12 protein-coding genes are annotated in these 17,263 nt (G+C 40.3%); 3 read left to right on the top strand and 9 right to left on the bottom strand.

The features are described from left to right. Together ACO1XM_RS08845 and ACO1XM_RS08840 are read right to left on the bottom strand one after the other, a co-directional pair. On the bottom strand, positions 1–1,767 hold the full coding sequence (locus ACO1XM_RS08845) for a hypothetical protein (RefSeq protein WP_486227991.1): 1,767 nt from the start codon (positions 1,765–1,767) through the stop codon (positions 1–3). Between the two features lie 141 nt (positions 1,768–1,908). Beyond that, entirely contained in the window at positions 1,909–4,470 is a 2,562-nt protein-coding gene (locus tag ACO1XM_RS08840; protein ID WP_486227989.1) for a M14 family metallopeptidase, read from the bottom strand. Positions 4,471–4,684: 214 nt separating this feature from the next. Between ACO1XM_RS08840 and ACO1XM_RS08835 the strand changes: the two genes are divergently transcribed. Together ACO1XM_RS08835 and ACO1XM_RS08830 are read left to right on the top strand one after the other, a co-directional pair. Next, the gene (locus ACO1XM_RS08835; protein WP_486227987.1) at positions 4,685–8,056 is read left to right on the top strand and encodes a TonB-dependent receptor; all 3,372 of its coding nucleotides are present in this window, start codon (positions 4,685–4,687) and stop codon (positions 8,054–8,056) included. Between the two features lie 83 nt (positions 8,057–8,139). Further along, positions 8,140–9,567: an MltF family protein gene (locus ACO1XM_RS08830; protein WP_486227985.1), complete on the top strand. Its 1,428-nt coding sequence runs from the start codon at positions 8,140–8,142 to the stop codon at positions 9,565–9,567. 21 nt (positions 9,568–9,588) lie between these two features. Here ACO1XM_RS08830 and ACO1XM_RS08825 read toward each other — a convergent pair whose 3' ends face one another. From ACO1XM_RS08825 to ACO1XM_RS08805, 5 genes are all read right to left on the bottom strand, one after another. Further along, on the bottom strand, positions 9,589–10,929 hold the full coding sequence (locus ACO1XM_RS08825) for an FAD-dependent oxidoreductase (protein ID WP_486227983.1): 1,341 nt from the start codon (positions 10,927–10,929) through the stop codon (positions 9,589–9,591). Then, a complete protein-coding gene (locus ACO1XM_RS08820) occupies positions 10,922–11,500 on the bottom strand; it encodes a transposase (RefSeq protein ID WP_486227981.1) in 579 nt (192 codons plus the stop codon). The genes ACO1XM_RS08825 and ACO1XM_RS08820 overlap by 8 nt, the downstream gene beginning before the upstream one ends. A 76-nt stretch (positions 11,501–11,576) precedes the next feature. Then, positions 11,577–12,842, bottom strand: coding sequence for a kynureninase (gene kynU / locus ACO1XM_RS08815; protein ID WP_486227979.1), 1,266 nt, complete (start codon positions 12,840–12,842; stop codon positions 11,577–11,579). Positions 12,843–12,861: 19 nt separating this feature from the next. After that, positions 12,862–13,371 (bottom strand): DinB family protein, encoded by a 510-nt coding sequence (locus ACO1XM_RS08810; RefSeq protein WP_486227977.1) that lies wholly within the window; start codon positions 13,369–13,371, stop codon positions 12,862–12,864. Between the two features lie 2 nt (positions 13,372–13,373). Next, positions 13,374–13,904 carry a 3-hydroxyanthranilate 3,4-dioxygenase gene (locus ACO1XM_RS08805; protein WP_486227975.1) on the bottom strand — a complete coding sequence of 177 codons (531 nt, stop codon included), beginning with the start codon at positions 13,902–13,904 and terminating at the stop codon, positions 13,374–13,376. A gap of 81 nt (positions 13,905–13,985) precedes the next feature. Between ACO1XM_RS08805 and ACO1XM_RS08800 the strand changes: the two genes are divergently transcribed. Next, positions 13,986–14,771, top strand: coding sequence for an SDR family oxidoreductase (locus ACO1XM_RS08800; RefSeq protein WP_486227973.1), 786 nt, complete (start codon positions 13,986–13,988; stop codon positions 14,769–14,771). On the opposite strand, the gene ACO1XM_RS08795 is transcribed toward ACO1XM_RS08800, so the two are convergent. Further along, the gene (locus tag ACO1XM_RS08795) at positions 14,772–16,628 is read right to left on the bottom strand and encodes a 7TM diverse intracellular signaling domain-containing protein (RefSeq protein ID WP_486227971.1); all 1,857 of its coding nucleotides are present in this window, start codon (positions 16,626–16,628) and stop codon (positions 14,772–14,774) included. It lies immediately after the preceding gene. Beyond that, positions 16,609–17,250 carry a response regulator gene (locus ACO1XM_RS08790; protein ID WP_486227969.1) on the bottom strand — a complete coding sequence of 214 codons (642 nt, stop codon included), beginning with the start codon at positions 17,248–17,250 and terminating at the stop codon, positions 16,609–16,611. The genes ACO1XM_RS08795 and ACO1XM_RS08790 overlap by 20 nt, the downstream gene beginning before the upstream one ends. Positions 17,251–17,263: the final 13 nt, after the last annotated feature.

Here is a 17,263-nt window from a genome sequence, read left to right as displayed (position 1 = left end):
TTAGTTATAGCTCACAAAAGAGGGAGCCCTTACAAAAGTTGAGGTGTATTTAAGTCGCACATTGGTACTGACACGAATACTGTAAGGTTCTATTCCGCAAACTTTTACAGGAAAATAAAATCCACGGACTTCAATAGTACCAAAAATTAAATTTTCATTTCTGATGCGGAAGCCACCATTTACACCCCACACAAATTTTTGAAAGGCATCTTTGCCTGGGTCTTGTTGGTAGAAGGCACTTTCAACTGCTGCAAATCCGGCAAAATTAAAACCTAATATTTTCCAATGAGTAAACACTGTTGTTTCCGTACGTAAAAAAGTTCTTTTGAATGCAAACAAGCTATCGGGCCTAAAGCCTTGTAATTGATTGTTAAGTGTAAGCAGAGGACGAATAGTGTTACTAAAAGCCTGTGCATGCCCGCCTTCAATTTGTTGCCGGATTTTGATATTGTTTTTCATTAATAATTTGCTGTAATAAAGCGCACTGACAAACATAAAAGCATCTTCTGATTTTTCTTCTCTGAAGTAAGAACCTGCACCTGCTGCCAATCGGTAGAAATTACCCTTTCTACTAACAAATTCACGTGCTGTATTCATCCCTGCATAAGACCGATCTAGCCCAAATTCGTTCGACCAACCTGCTGTTAATGTGAGTGTTTTGCCATAGGGAATATCTTCTGTACGACCAAAGCCGTACACGTATTGTGTTTTGTAAAAATTCTGTTCATAAAAAGTAACAGAACCGAGTAAGAATTTTTGATTGTTGTAAACAGGATTAACAATCTCGGCTGGTTGAGAGGGTTTTCTCTCAAAAGATTGATTGAAGTAACGGAGTGCAACAAAATGTCGTTCGCGACTATTCACTGTATTGTAGATCCCCATGTTGTAGCCTGCCCAGACGTCTTCAAGATGGTAGCGGTAGTCACGGAAAGTGCTGTCGGGTAAGCGATAGTTGTTTATAGAATAATTCTTACTGATTTCAAGACTGCCAGCCAGACGCGAATACGGTGAAACTAAAGGACGATCGAGGCGCAAGTAATAAGCGTGCTCGTTTTCTATGCCATAACTTCTACCAGTGTTGATTTGCGTATAGCCAACAGTGGGGTTGATTAATGTTCCACCAATACTTGATTTTCTATAGCTCAACTCCATACCCGCCTGCGGGTTTCGTGTAGCATCAAATAAAGTATTCACCTGTATTCGTTGCCCCTGCCCGAATAGGTTGGCATCATATACATCGAGGCGGTAAGCGTCAAATTCTTCCGGCTCAAATTTGATCCCCAAACTAAATACATCACGCGTAAATACTTCAACATCCACAGAGTCTTCGGAGCCATCAACAAGACAAACCTCAATTTTTGAGTCGAGAATAAAGTCGAGGTCACGCAGATGACGTTCATTGTCGGCCAGGCGGTAAGGGTTAAGGGGCTTATTTTTGCGGAAGAAAAGATTGTCTCTGATTACACCCTCTTTAGAATTAGCGTGCAAACTATTGGCAATTTGTGTTGCTGTACTTCTGAAAGTACGACTGCTGTCATAAATTGATTTTTCGAAACCTACTTTATTAATAATAATGTTCCGGATAATTTTTCCTTCAAAAGGAAGGAAAGGGTCCTCACTTTTTGCCGTAATCACACCCTCAGGCTTGGGGCTGCGCTTCACTGAGCTAATGGCTTTTTGTGTAAGTTTATTATTTAGAAAGGTTTTACTGGTGTCCGTCTGCGCCAGCGTTGCATGAACTGAAAGAAAGAGCAAGAGTATCAGCATAAATACTTTTGCTGATATTAAGGCATACTTCACTCCGGATAATAACACTGAGTATAACATCTATACAATAGAAAACGCTGCGATCATGCTATGTAACGCAAAGATCGCAGCGTTATGGTATAAATGTATACTTTTTACAAGTTAACGTGAGGAAGCTCCACTAATAAATGGACCATAATAGATGGCGTTCATCAGCATTTTATTGGACCCAAACCAAAAAGCACGGAAACAAAGGTTGTCGGTGAAGGCAATTGCCCGACCTTGCCCGATAGAGGACACACCTATTACCGAAGCTTCTTTAATTTTAACATAGTTTTCTTTGGAGATATATCCACTTAACAAAGGAGATGAGGTAAATACCAGGGGATTAGCATACGGATTTTTAGACTTTTCCATAAACAAGTTGTTGGATTTGAAAACCGGCATCTTAGCGTTGTAGTATCCGAATAGCAGCGGATGACTTAAATCAGCATTCGCTTCAAAAATTGCTCCGCTGGTTTCTTGCGCACCACTGTATTCATCAATGTCTGCATAAGGTTTTGCTTTTACTGCCTCCTTCTTTTCTTCGTCTTTTTTCATATCAAACTTACCCAGTCCAGCACTGCTTAGCCAGTTAACACCATTTTCAAGGCCAATGATAATTCCACCATTTTGTACCCAGGTCTTCACCTTCTCTTTAAGGGCATCATTGCCAGATAGGTTGCCCCAGGTTGGCGGAACTATAATGGTATTGTATTTATTGAGGTTGATTCTTGCGAAAACTTCAACAGGTAAGAGTGTAACAGGAATTTGAAAACGTGTATCCAGTACATGCCATACTTCACCAACATCCGTAGCAGAAATGCCATCACCCACTAGCATAGCAATGGTTGGCTTACGTACATTCATAAAAGATCCGCTACCCAAGCTTACACCTTTGTAGTCAAGCCCTGTATTGAAGGCATAAACATCAATGCCATCTTTGGTGGCGATATCATTGATCAGGTATTCAATTACTTCAGGGTTTTTCTCTTGCCCTGCTACTTGCACTAAAATACTACCTGCCTCAAATCTTTTTCCATCGCTGTGATAGAAAGGATTGGTAGCAACCTTAACGCGTAAACCTGCATCTAATAATTTATACAACGCACGCGGTGTGTAGTAGTTGGAGGATTCAAATACGTAGGCGTATTCACTCTTACCACCGATACGCTTGCCTGCTGGTAATTTGGCTTCAATTACTTTTTCTCCCAGCGAAGGCATGGTTTTAAGTTCTTCGTACTCTAAACCAAACGCGAGTGGCATGGTCCAACTCGAGATATCATAAAAAAGACTGTCTTTAAATTGTGTTCTTTTCTCGAACATACCTTTTATCAGGCGGTAGTTAGCCTGATTCATTGGAACGATATAACTACTTTCCGCATCAAAAGCTTTTCCGTTAATGGTCTGACTTGATGAAATCTTATAGATATCAATGTGCTGACGTGCAATGATTTCTGCCAGGTGAAATCCTTTGGCTTTATCTTTCGCTGAACCAAAAACAATAGCTTTTACAGGATCCTTGGCAGCTTCTGCAATAGCATCTTTAAAGAACTGACGTTGATAATTTAAAAACTCCTCACGCATTTCGTTCACTGCCTTTAATGAACTTAAGCTGGTAACGAATTGATTACGCACTGTAAATGGGAAAGTAAGTAAACCATTAACACTTTCCTGCACATGGCCACGCGAGCTGGCTTGTTCAAAGAGAATACCGATAGCACCCTGCACATCGGGGAAGGTTGAACCCTTGCCGTAATAAAAATCATCGAAGCCTTCTTGTGTATAATAAAAAGAGCCGATGCCATCCAGTGCTTTCGCATGGAATTCACCCATTTTTCTGGTGAGGTCTAAGTTTTTATCTGGTGTAAGGGGATGGTTACGGGAAGGTACACCCGGTTGAAAAAAGAAAGTTGAATTGGTACCCATTTCATGATGATCCGTAAGTACGTTTGGTTTCCATTTATGGAAGCTACGAACGCGGGCCTGCGACTCAGGATGTTGCGCTACAAGCCAGTCGCGGTTCAGATCGAACCAATAGTGGTTGAAACGCCCACCGGGCCAGGCTTCATTGTGTTCTGTGTCGTAAGGGTCTGTGGAGGTCACCTTGCTTTTGCGTGAGTTTACCCAGGTGCTGAAGCGTTGCATGCCATCCGGGTTATAACTTGGGTCGAAAAGCACAATGGTATTGTCAAGGTATTTTTCAATTTCTGCGCCTTGCGCTGCAGCATAGTGATAAGCCATTAATAAAGATGCGTTTACACCACTGGCCTCATTGCCGTGTATGCTATAGCCCTGATAGAAAACAATGGGCATATTTTTTATGTCTAGTGAACCGGACTTTCCAGGGTCTGTAAGTTGAACATGATGGTTACGGATGCTTTCCAGATTCTGATGATTTTTAGGTGAGGTAATCGTAAGAAGTACCAAGGGACGTGCTTCGTGGGTGTAACCAGTCACCTCCATCGAAATGCGGTCTGAGGCCGCATCCAAAGCCTCCATGTATTTAATGAGCCGGTCGTGCGTTACGTGCCACTCACCCACCTCATGGCCAATAATCGATTTAGGCGATGGAATGGCAGGATTATACGTGGTTTTTTCAGGTAAATAATAAGATAAATCAGGTTGTGCCCAAACACTTGTTAGGTTGAAAATAAACAGGGCTGAGAAAATTAGTTTTCGCATAGGTTGTCTGGATTACTGCAAATTGCTTGAAATTAAGCCATTCTTTTTCAGGCATTTAGTGTGATTTTTATAAGCGGTTTACAAAAGGAATGTTAAGTTCGTGTTAAGATATTTTAGGAAGCTTAAATGTAAGATAAATGCCTAAATGGAATTTAGGATTACTTTTGCCGGTCTCCTAATAAGCGACAACAGATACTAAACTAAACAAACATCTATGAGAAAACTTGTACTACTAACAGCCTTTGTGCTTGGTTCGGTCGGAGCCTGGGCCCAAGGGGTTACAACAGCTACCTTGGTGGGTTCTGTAACCGCAGCCAGTGATGTGCAGACACCTGAAAGAAAGGTAAGCACAGAAGAATCTTTGCCAGGTGCAACAGTTTTGGCGCTCCACGTTCCTTCAGGTACCCAATACGGTACTTCAGTAAATGCCAATGGACGATTCTCCATACTTAACATGCGTGTTGGAGGACCTTACAAAATCACCGTTAGTTTTGTTGGTTATCAAACACGTGAAATTAACGATATCTATCTTAAATTAGGAGAGCCCTATAACCTTAATGTATCCTTAGCTGAAGATGGTAAAACGCTTGAGGAGCTTGTTATCTCGGGTGTTCAAGACAGGTTACTTAACAGTGATAGAAACGGAGCAGTTACCAGCATCAGCACTCGTGAAATTCAAGGTATGCCTACGATCAGCCGTAGTATAAATGACTTTACACGTTTTACTCCTCAGGCTTCATCCAGCAGCAATGGTGCTATCGGTGGTGGAAATTACCGTCAAAATTATGTTACGGTAGATGGTTCTGATTTTAATAACACTTTTGGTATTGGTTCTAACCTGCCAGCTGGTGGTTCACCGATTTCGTTAGATGCATTGGAAGAAATTTCTGTAAACATCACACCTTACGATGTGCGTCAGGCTAATTTTATAGGTAGCTCAATCAATGCCATTACGCGTTCTGGTACAAATGATTTTTCAGGATCCGTTTATACATTCTGGAGAAACCAGCGTCAGCAAGGTAACGATGTGGGTTTTAACACACCTTTTGTTCGTCAAAGACAAAGTATTTTAACAACAGGTTTTAGAGTAGGTGGCCCAATTATCAAGAATAAGGTTTTCTTTTTCTTGAACTATGAAAATACAGATGAAACAAGACCTGGACAAACAAGACGCGCAGCAACAAGTGCTGTCCCTGGCTCACCCGGTTCTTTTGGATCTTCTCCTGAAATTTCAAGACCTCTTGCCACTGAGTTAGATGCGATAAGCCAATTCCTGCGCGAGACTTATAATTATGAAACTGGTCCATACGAAGGTTATGATAACGAAAGCAATAACAGACGTTATGTTGCGCGTTTGGATTGGAATATTAATCAAAATCATCGTTTAAGTGTCCGCTATAGCCAGGTAGAAAGTAAATCACCATCCTTCCCAAGTGGTTCAACCACTGGTTCTAACTTTAACTTTACCGGTGGTCAGGGAAGAACAACCAACAATGCATTGTTCTTTCAAAATGCAGGCTATTTCCAGGAGGCAAACTTTTACTCTGTAGCCGTAGAGGCAAACTCATTATTCGGTAAAATTGCTAACACCTTCCGTGCAACTTATACTAATCAGAATGACCCTAGAAGTTCTGGTGGTGGAGTGTTCCCATTTGTTGATATTTTGGATGGTACTGGTTCATACAACGCCACTGCTAATACAACTTCAGGCGCTGGTTTTACTTCTTTTGGTTATGAGCCTTTTACCTTCGGAAATCTTCGTGATGTAGAAACTTATTCTATTGTTGATTTCGCTACGATGAATATGGGCATCCACACAATTACCGCGGGTATTCAAGCTGACTTCCAAACAACAAAGAATGGTTTCCAACGCTTTGGTACAGGCTATTATGTTTTCAATACCTGGAATGATTTTGTGAATGGTGCCAATCCATTGAACTACGCAATTACATATTCACTTCTTCCAAATTTTGAGCAAGCTTTCCCCAACATTAAATACAACCAATACTCTGTTTATGGTCAGGATGAAATAGCATTAAATGACCGTATCAAAGTCACCGCTGGTATACGTTTTGATCTTCCTACCTTCCCTTCCACAGAAGGTATTAAAACACACCCGCTCGTAGAGCCATTAACTTTTGCGGGTGATAGAAAACTAGACTCTGGCGTACTACCAAAATCAAGAGTGATGGTATCTCCTCGTGTTGGATTCAACTGGGATGTATTGGGCGACCGCTCACTTCAAGTACGTGGTGGTACAGGTATCTTTACCGGTCGTGTGCCTACTGTTTGGTTAGTAGCACAATCAGGCGATGCTGGCTTACTGCAGTTTACACAGAGCTATTCTGGTCAGGCTAATACGCCTGGTCCTTTCCGAGTAGAGCCTTACCGCCCTGCCACACCGCCTGCAGCTGGCACAGCCATCCCAGCTACATTCAGTACAATCGATCCTGACTTTAAATATCCTCAAGCCTGGAAAAGCAGTTTAGCAATTGATAAAAAATTGCCTGGTGGATTTGTAGCTTCTTTGGAAGGTATTTACACAAAGGATCTAAATATCGCCAAAGGTGTTAACTACAACCTAAAGGATCCGACACCACTTAATGTTTCTGGATATCCAGACAACCGTCCTATTTACTCTGCGGTAATAGCTGATAGATATTATAATAGGCTTACACAACAAGGCCAAGTCACAGCAACTGCACCATTAGCTTGGAATCCTATAACTTTAGGTAATGCAAGTGAGGGTTACTATTGGTCTATTACTGCAAAGCTTGAGAAACAATTTGAGAAAGGATTTTCTGGTTTTATTGCCTATACAAAAAGCGATGCACAAGTCTTATATGATGGTCAGGGCGATCAACTTTTCAATACCTGGTCACTTAATCAAACTTCAGGAAACCCTAACAATCCTCAATTAAGTGTTGCTAACTACATAGTCCCTGATCGCATCATTGCTTCAGTTTCTTACAGAAAAGAATTCCTCAATAAGCTTGCTACCACAGTATCTCTTGTCTTGGAAGGAGCCATTCAGGGCCGTTACTCTTATACATACAGCGCTGATTTTAATCGCGATGGTCAACCTAACGATTTGATTTACGTTCCGAACGATCCTTCAGAAATTGATTTTGCAGATCAGACTTACGGTGGAGTTCTGTGGACGGCTGCACAACAGGAAGCCTTGTTCTTCCGTATGGTAGAGCAAGATAAATACCTAAGCTCAAGAAAAGGTAAATATGCTGAACGCAATGGTGCTAAATTGCCATGGAGAAATCAGGTAGATGTGAGATTTGCTCAGGATATTTTTACCGACATTGGTGGTAGAAAAAATACGCTTCAGTTTACCCTAGACATTAACAATTTCGGAAACTTGTTAAACCCAAGCTGGGGTATAACCAGATCTGTAAATGCAACAGGTATTTTGGTGCCACGTAACGCGGGTGCTGTAGTTTCAGGTGGAGCTGTACGCCCAACATTTAGTTTGGCCAATGACAGAAATCAACCTGTAAGTTCTTCTTTCCGTGAGAACAATGACATCGGTTCAACTTACTTTATGCAATTTGGTTTACGTTATATCTTTAACTAAATCAACATAATCTTAATTAAAAGCCTTTCCACACTGTGGGAAGGCTTTTTCTTTTCCACTACTTTCTGTATTTTGAAACTACAATGAAACAAAGACTTGCTCTGCTGTATACTATTTTGCTGGTCATTCTTTTTTCATGTGAGCACATCAATGAAACTGAAACGGCCCTAACCACCCCGAAAGTCAATGTCGATTTGGATTCCATAAAAAGGCGCGGTTACATCACTGCTTTGGTCGACAACAATTCTATTAGTTATTTTCTCTACAAAGGTCAGTCCATGGGATATGATTATGAATTACTTCAACTCATGGCCAATGATTTAGGTGTGAAACTAAAGCTGAGGAGAATTTCGGGGGTTGAAAACGCCATTCGAAAATTAAATGCAGGCGAAGCCGATGTACTTGCGTTTCCACTGACCATAACAAGCGAGCGAAAAAATTATGTGCGTTTTACGCAACCTCATTTTAATTCTCATCAGGTACTGGTTCAACGTAAACCCGCTGGTTGGGAGCGCATGACAAGAGATGAGATAAATGCTGCAATGATTAGAAGCCCCCATGACCTTGTAGGTAAAACGGTTCATGTGCTTAATAGATCCAGTTTTGTAGGTCGACTAAAAAACTTGAGTGAAGAGATCGGAGGTGAAATAATAATTGTTGAAGATAGTGCTGATGCACAAAGTGAATCATTAATTCAAAAGGTAGCCCTGGGAGAAATAGATTTTACAGTTGCTGATCAGGTGATCGCCTCAGTCAATCTAAACTATTATCCGAACCTTGATGCGTCTACAGTGCTGAGCCTTCCACAACAAATTGCCTGGGCGGTTAGAAAAAACTCCCCTGAACTACAATCCTCGATCAATGATTGGCTGACTAAAACTAAAAAGAAAGCAACCTTTATGGTTGTCTATAACCGTTATTATAAAAGCCCGCGTACTTCACTTTTAAGAGCGAATAGTCGTTACGCTACCATTAATGGTGATAAACTATCACCCTATGATAACCTGATAAAAGAGGGTGCAGCAATTTTAAACTGGGACTGGCGATTATTGGCTGCGATGATTTACCAAGAGTCACGGTTTAATCCATCAGATCAATCATGGGCGGGCGCCAGGGGGCTTATGCAATTAATGCCTGCAACTGCACAGCGCTTCGGTGTTTCAAATCCGGATGACCCCAGACAAAGTATAAAAGCCGGAGTGCGCTTTCTAAAAAATCTTGAAGATTACTGGGTGAAGAAGGTGTCGGATTCAACCCAAAGAATAAAATTTGTTTTGGCTTCTTACAACGTGGGGCTTACGCATATTACCGATGCCAGAAAGCTGGCCATCAAATTTCAGGAGAGCCCCGCTCAATGGGAAGTCGTTGAAAAATACCTGCTGAAAAAATCAGACCCTGAATTTTATAAAGCACCTGAAGTAATAGCGGGCTACTGTAAATGCGAAGAGCCTGTTCGTTATGTGGAGGAAGTGATAAACCGCTTTGAAGAGTACAAATTGCACATCAACTAATTTCAAACTTGAAATTGTGGATTATAATCTTCCAACAATCTCAGTAAAGTTTAGACTTTCCCATGTTTCCTCAATGTTTGGTCTCGCCATTACCTCGTCCATAATCTTTTTTTGTTTTTGGCCGGTGTTGTAGGCATCACTGTAGCGAATATTTTCATAAAACGTAACCATTGAATATTGCGGAATCCACTGCGTAGGGAATAACGTATGAAGTTTAGCTTCAATTTTTTTACGAAGCAAAAACTCCTTATCTGCAACTAAATCACGCATCTCAATAAAATTATCCAATGCCAATTGTGCAATGGCATCACCATCAGGTTTACGAAGTTCTTGAAAGACAGGCAGCACCATTTCCCAGTTGTCCTCATACTCATCTAAAAGCTTATTGAGTACACGGCAATCTTCGAAGCCTGCATTCATACCCTGACCATAAAAGGGAACAATGGCGTGCGCAGCATCTCCAATTAAAAGCGTATTGTTTTTAACCCATGGATAACACTTGACAGTGACCAAAGATGATGTAGGGTTGTGTTCGAAATCATTTAAATGTTCTGGCATCAGTGCTACGGCATCCGGAAAGGTCTTCTCCAGAAAGTCTTGAATGGCCTGCGTGGAATTAAGACTGGCAAATGAAGGATTGCCTTCAAAAGGGAAGAAAAGAGTTAAGGTAAAGCTGCCGTCAGGATTTGGTAAAGCGATCAGCATGAAACTTTCGCGAGGCCAAATGTGTAAGGCATTTTTCTCTAGTTGAAAAGCCCCACCTGTTCCAGCCGGAATTGATAATTCTTTATAACCGTGTTGAATATAGAATTGCTGGTAATCAAATCGATCGCTAATCCGGAAGGCATCACGTATAGCAGAGAAGGCACCATCAGCACCAATAATCAAATCAAATTTCTTTTCTGAGATTTTTTGATTTTTATCCTCAATGGTAAGTGTTGTTTTTTGAAGATCTGTTTTTTCAATTTTTTGATCAAAGTAGAACTGAACACTAGTTTTTTCAGCCTCATTCATTAAAGCGATGTTTAATGCACTGCGTGAAATTGAATTGATATATTGACCATCTTTTCCGTAAGCCTGATAACTTAAGTTGCCCTTGATGTCGTGCATCATTCTGCCGTGCATAGGAATGGCTATACGCTTTAATTCTTCGGCCAGCCCAACCTCTTCTAAAGCCCTGATGCCTCTATTGCTTAAGGCAAGGTTGATAGAACGCCCGCCAACATAATCACTGCTTCGCATGTCGCTTCTGCGTTCATATACACTAACTGTATAACCACGTTTTTTCAGGTATATGGATAGGAGAGATCCTACAAGACCGGCTCCGGCAATGGCGATGTGTTTTTTTTGTGAATTATTCATATTTAAAGATTTCTTCCGATTGTATTATTGTATAAGATTGTTTGTAAAATAATTCCTTATCAGTAGGGAGATCAAGAACCTGGACTGCCTGATTTCTATCACAGAGACCATCTCGATTCGAGCTGTATTCATTAAATGATGAAAATTGCCAATCTTCTAGACGTGAGACAAGTTTTGCTTTAAATGGATTTTGATGGATATAATGAAAGCAAATTAGTGAGTAATCTTTTTTTGTAAGCTCTTTGCTTTTTGTTTTTGGTTGAAAGAGCGACCCATTCCTCTTGTTTTGTTTGTTAAAGGCCTGTGTATAAGAACTCAATACAGTTCCAATTTTTCTAGGCAACACTTTTAATTCAGGAGAGATTATTTGTTGCTTTTCATTTATATCAAAAGTGGATATGAGTAAGTGAAAATGATTAGGCATTAAACAATATGCCAGAATTGAGCAACATGAATTTAGTGATTTTAATTTTTTAATAAAAAAGTTATAGTTTTCTTGATTTAAAAAGATTGGTGTTTTTTCAAAACTCCTGTTGTAAATATGATAACATTTTCCTGCTTCAAAATTCATAAACCTCTTAAGCTAGTTGGGCAGGCGTCTGACCGCTGATTGCGAATGTATACAGCGGTCTGACGCCTTAAATCCATTAGAGCGATTTTCTCAAAATTTCCGAAAAAAGGAATACATCTTCAAAAGTATTGTATAAAGGTACTGGAGCAATACGTATTACACCAGGTTCGCGCCAGTCGGCAATAACTCCAGCCTTAGTAAGTTTTGAAAATACTTTTTTACCATCTCGCTTTACTGAAATAGAAAGCTGGCAACCTCTTTCTTTGCTATTTTTAGGTGTAAACACAGTAAAGTATTTTCCGTCTTTATCAATTTCAGTCAATAGTGATTCGAGAAAGCCAGTCAGTTGTATGCTTTTCTTTCTAAGATTCTTGATGCCTGCTGCCTGAAAAATTTCTAATGATGCAAGGTGTGCTGCACCAGATAACACAGGAAAATTAGAAAGCTGCCAGCCATCGACCCCCCGCATAGGAATGAATCCCTTTTTCATCTGAAAACGCTCCCCTTCATGATGGCCCCACCAACCAGCAAAACGTGGTAAAGTTTTATTATCGGCATGGCGCTCATGCACAAAGGCACCTGCAATACTTCCTGCACCAGAGTTTAAATATTTATAACTGCACCAAACAGCAAAGTCAACATTGTTTTTATGTAGATCAAGCTCCACATTACCAACTGCATGGGCACAATCAAAGCCAGCGTAAGCGCCCACCGCATGCGCAGCATCCGTAATTTTTTTAATATCAAAAAATTGCCCGGTATAATATTGCAGAGCTCCGATCAATACTAAGGCTACTGTATCTCCGTGTTGATTTATGGTGTTAACAATATCTTCCGTTCGAATGGTTGTTTCTCCATCGCGTGGCTTTAGTTCAACGATCGCATCGTCTGGATTAAGTCCATGGAATTTTGTTTGCGATTCAAATGCATATTGATCGGAGGGGAATGCCCCAGCCTCTACAATTAATTTATAACGTTTTGCGCTTGGTTTATAAAACGACACCATCATTAAATGAAGATTGACGGTGAGTTGATTCATCGCAACAACTTCGCTTGGTTTGGCGCCCACAATCTGAGCAAGTGCCTTTTTAGTAAATTTATGGTAATACAACCACGGGCGCTTGGCATGAAAATGACCCTCAACACCCAGCTTAGCCCAATCAGTCAACTCCTGGTCAATAAATTTTTTTGTTGATTTTGGTTGTAATCCTAATGAGTTACCAGTAAAGTATAAAGCTGTTTTTCCGTTTACTTTTGGTAGATGAAATTGAGTACGAAATTTTTTTAGCGGATCGTTGCGATCCAGTTTGCGCGCGAAGGAAAGTGTGTGTTCAAATATCATGTTGGGATGTAGACAGGTGCTATTTCAATAATTTCTGGTGATGCTGAACATGATAGATTGTGAAATAAATCATTTCACGATAGGTAAGTTTACCAAGCAACGGATGAGGTAAAATGAATTTATCTAAATCTTGTTCTGTGAATTTACTTAATTGATTTGCAAGCTTTTGTGCTGTGTGGGACAGTCGTTCGATCAGTATTTTTTTGTCTTTATACCTCACTGTTCCTGGAATAAATCTCCCTGAGGCTTTCCCACCCGCATTCAGACGGCTTAGGTATTTTGTTACCAGCAATTCATATGTCATGGAAGCTCTGTTAGCTTTTCCAAACATAAGCAATGGGACAATAGTTGGTAATTTAAAAGCAAGTAATACTGGCGATGTACTTCTCACAATATGATCGAGGTGTTGTCCGGCAGACCACTTCCCATTTTTTGAATGAACGAAATCCGATTCATTCAACAAGGCAATGTTTTCATTGAATGCTTTGTGATGGATAATCAATTGTTGCTGGAGTTCAGCCTTCGTCATGTTTATACAAATCTTGGATCAGCCTCCATTACAGTACCGCACTTTTTACATGTTCGCAGATCCTGTGATGCATAATATTCGCGGAAACGGGGCAGAAAATCTTTCTCAATATTTTCAAGATGGAAAATGTATTCATGCAGTTTGTTATTGCATTTTTCACAATACCACTGTAATCCGTCCATCATGCTTGGGTCTGTGCGTTTTAACTCAATCACTAAGCCAATTGAATTGGGAGTGCGTATGGGTGAATGCGGCACGCGGGCTGGTAACAGAAACATATCTCCCTGTTTGATGGGTACGTCAACGGCCTTACCGTCTTCCTGAATTTTAACATTGATGTCACCCTCCAACTGGTAGTAAAGTTCTTCGGTTTCATTGAAGTGATAATCTTTACGGGCATTAGGACCTGCTACAATCATTACAATATAATCGCCCGCATCAGCGTATAGATTTTTATTACCAACCGGTGGTTTGAGCAGATGTCGGTTTTCCTCAATCCATTTTGTCAGGTTAAACGGTCTGCGTATGGCCATAATTGATTTGAAATTTTATTGATTGGAAGATTTGCCAATTTAAGAACATTTCGAACCACTTTTACACTTTATCTTAGCATTATGAATTTGGATTTGAAAGGAAAAACAGCCCTGGTCTGTGGAAGTACACAGGGCATAGGAAAGGCATCAGCAATTGAACTGGCACTATTGGGAGCAAACGTTACCCTGGTAGCCCGGAATGAGGAGAAACTAAAAGCCTGTCTGGATGAATTAGATAAAAGCCAAGGCCAGCTGCACCAATATTTGGTTGCTGATTTTGAGAAACCTGAGGAGGTGAAACAGCAGATTACAAAGTACACAGCCAACCATCTTGTTCATATCCTGATAAACAATACCGGAGGGCCACCAGCAGGCTTGGCTATTAATGCAAAAGAAGAAGATTTTGTAAAAGCATTCTCAAGCCACCTTTTATGCAATCACATTTTAGTACAGGCTTGTGTGGAGGGTATGAAGCGCGAAAAATTCGGACGCATCATTAATGTGATTTCTACTTCGGTTAAAATTCCACTGCGCAACCTGGGCGTTTCAAATACCATTAGGGGTGCCGTTGCAAATTGGGCTAAAACACTTTCGGTAGAATTGGCTCCCTTCGGTATCACGGTAAACAATGTATTGCCAGGCGCTACCATGACGGGCCGATTAGAGACAATCATTAACAATCAGGCAAGCAAATCAGGAAAGAGTTTTGAAGAGTCGAAGGAAGAAATGACAAAAGAAATACCTGTGGGTAGAATAGGTGAAGCACATGAAGTGGCGGCTGCCATAGCATTTTTAGCAACACCTGCCGCTGCCTACATCAATGGTATAAATGTACCGGTTGATGGTGGCAGAACAGGAAGTTTATAACTACTTTGAAACAGTTGAAGCAGGAATGGGCATGCGGATCATAATACTGGTGCCGCTGCCTGGCTGGCTGCTGATTTCAATGGTTCCATTCAGACTTTCGGTACGTACCTTCATATTCTGAAGACCAATGCCCGAAGCATTTTTTGAAGTATCGAAACCGCGACCATTGTCTTCAATAGTGAGTACGAGCTCATTTTCGTGTGCAAAAAATTGTAAATCAACTTCTGTAGCCTGGGCGTGCTTCACAATATTGTTAAGTCCTTCCTGAACAATTCTAAAAAGGTGATGAACGGTTTCTCCATTCAGCGTATCTGGTAAATCATAGTATTGTGCTTCAATGATTAAACCGGTCTGCTTACTAGTCTCCTCTGTTAGTTGTTGTACGAGTTGCCTCAGCCCACTAACCTGCATGGACGGTGGTGCTAATTGATGTGACATGGTTCTCACATCTCTGCAAATAATATCAATCTGGTTTTCTAATTCCGCATTTCGCTCTTTCGAATCTATAAAACGTTTGAGACTGCCCAATCTACTGCCTATATCATCATGCAGTTCTCGCGCAATTCTTTCTCGTTCTTTTTCGGTTCCTTCTACATAGGCCTTTAGCAGCTCTTTTTGCTGCCTTGCCATGCTGAGCGATAATAAATTACGTTCATTATAGATTTTTCTAACCTGATAAGTAAGTCCTATAGAGAAAATAAATATTTCAAGTGAAGAGCCAATAAGTACTGGATTAACAGGCAAATTCTCTACAGCAATAACACCGAACTCACTGGCAGTCATAATTAAATAACCCATTAACAAGGAGCCCCATGCCATAAAGTAAATGGCCACGGTTGTTCTTTGATGGACAAATGAACGAAAGGCACCAAAAATTAAAAGTAATCCGCCTAATAACATGAGCGTGTTAATGATTGGAATTATCCATAATCCATTACGCGTCATAAAATCTATGGCCACCACACCACCAAGAGCCATAACACCCAGTGTAACAAGAATGGAGTTAACAAGCTTGTTAATAAGTGGCTGATATTTAGGAAGGTTTAGAAAGTTTTGTGAGAATTTTGCAACAAATAGAAAAAGCGCAGCAATTAAATAAACTCTGAAGTAACTGTTAAAATCTAATACGTTTGGATAAACATATTGAAATGAATAACCTAAAGCGGTGAATAAATAAGTAGCTGAAGTAAAAACAAGCATAAAGTACCAGCCATACAAGGCTTTTCTTAAAAAGATAAAAGCCATGAATGCATAACCCAAGCAGAGAATGATGGTGCCAAAAAAAATTCCAAACCATAAATTCTCACTGTATGATTTTTCATGAAAAGCCTTTTCACCCCATAAATAAATCGGGAAAGTTAGAGAGCTGTTGCGTTTGTCAATTTTTACAAGAATGGTCTTTGTTTCATTGGCTGAAAAGAGGATCGGGATTGCAAAATTTCTGTGTAATAATGGCCGCTGCGCAAATAAATACTTATCACCAGTTTCGCTTAACAAAGAGAAAGAATCTGTAGATATTGCCTCATAAATATGCAGCCAGTCAATTTGTGGATTGTCAACTTCCAATATACCCCTATGCGCCTCCGGTTGATCATTTATGATGGTTAGTGCAAGCCAGAAAATATTAGATGTAAAACCAACCGTAACTACTTTTGGATTAGCAGTTGCTGCTTGTAATTCTTTCCAGGCTTCTTCAACAGTAAGATCATGAGTAGTGGCTAACAATAATGAAGATTCAATCACTGAGAATCTTTCTGGCAGATCACTTAGTGTAATGGTATCAGGAAGTTCTGTCGCTGTTACATTCAACGCAGCAAAACAAACCAGCAAAAAAATCTTAAATGATTTTTGTGTCATGAGCAAATCTTACCAGATCGGCAATATTGTTGATCTTCAGTTTGCGAAAAATATTCTTACGGTGTGTGTCAACAGTGTGTGGGCTGATGGTAAGCGCCACTGATGCCTGTTGAGAAGTATTGCCCATGGCTAACAAACGTATTATTTCTATTTCGCGTCTTGTGAGCTTCATTTTTTGTGAAAACTCATCTTTGAAAATGTCCTGATGCTCGCCTTCTGTTTGTAATTCGCGTGTAACAAAAAATGTTTTATGGTTTACTTGCCGAAGTGCCTCCAGCAGTTCTTCATTAGAAGCATTTTTTAATAAATAAGCATTGGCTCCCTCATCTTTGGCTCGCTGAATAAGGTGGAGGTCTTGATACATAGTAAGGATGATAACAAAAATATCCTTGTTAACTTCTCTCACAGACTTGAGTAAAGAAAATCCATCGGTATCAGGTAGATTTAAATCCAGGATAAGGATGTTGGCCTTGCTTTCTTCAAGCAAGGAGAGTAATTCCTTGCCACTTTGGGCATGGCCTACTATTTTAAAATCGAGTGATTGATCTAAAATGAGTTTGAGACCAGTGTATACGATTTCGTGGTCTTCGCAAATAACAACGCTACTTCTCTGTTCGGGCACGGTTTAGTCAATT

It is taken from the genome of Chryseotalea sp. (genome assembly GCF_057350905.1).
This window is presented reverse-complemented; position numbering and strand designations above follow the sequence as displayed.

Excerpts from the sequence above, each read along its gene's own strand:
- ACO1XM_RS08845 (WP_486227991.1), bottom strand. The coding sequence starts at position 1,767 with ATGCTGATACTCTTGCTCTTTCTTTCAGTTCATGCAACGCTGGCGCAG.
- ACO1XM_RS08840 (WP_486227989.1), bottom strand. The coding sequence starts at position 4,470 with ATGCGAAAACTAATTTTCTCAGCCCTGTTTATTTTCAACCTAACAAGT.
- ACO1XM_RS08835 (WP_486227987.1), top strand. The coding sequence starts at position 4,685 with ATGAGAAAACTTGTACTACTAACAGCCTTTGTGCTTGGTTCGGTCGGA.
- ACO1XM_RS08830 (WP_486227985.1), top strand. The coding sequence starts at position 8,140 with ATGAAACAAAGACTTGCTCTGCTGTATACTATTTTGCTGGTCATTCTT.
- ACO1XM_RS08825 (WP_486227983.1), bottom strand. The coding sequence starts at position 10,929 with ATGAATAATTCACAAAAAAAACACATCGCCATTGCCGGAGCCGGTCTT.
- ACO1XM_RS08820 (WP_486227981.1), bottom strand. The coding sequence starts at position 11,500 with ATGAATTTTGAAGCAGGAAAATGTTATCATATTTACAACAGGAGTTTT.
- kynU (WP_486227979.1), bottom strand. The coding sequence starts at position 12,842 with ATGATATTTGAACACACACTTTCCTTCGCGCGCAAACTGGATCGCAAC.
- ACO1XM_RS08810 (WP_486227977.1), bottom strand. The coding sequence starts at position 13,371 with ATGACGAAGGCTGAACTCCAGCAACAATTGATTATCCATCACAAAGCA.
- ACO1XM_RS08805 (WP_486227975.1), bottom strand. The coding sequence starts at position 13,904 with ATGGCCATACGCAGACCGTTTAACCTGACAAAATGGATTGAGGAAAAC.
- ACO1XM_RS08800 (WP_486227973.1), top strand. The coding sequence starts at position 13,986 with ATGAATTTGGATTTGAAAGGAAAAACAGCCCTGGTCTGTGGAAGTACA.
- ACO1XM_RS08795 (WP_486227971.1), bottom strand. The coding sequence starts at position 16,628 with ATGACACAAAAATCATTTAAGATTTTTTTGCTGGTTTGTTTTGCTGCG.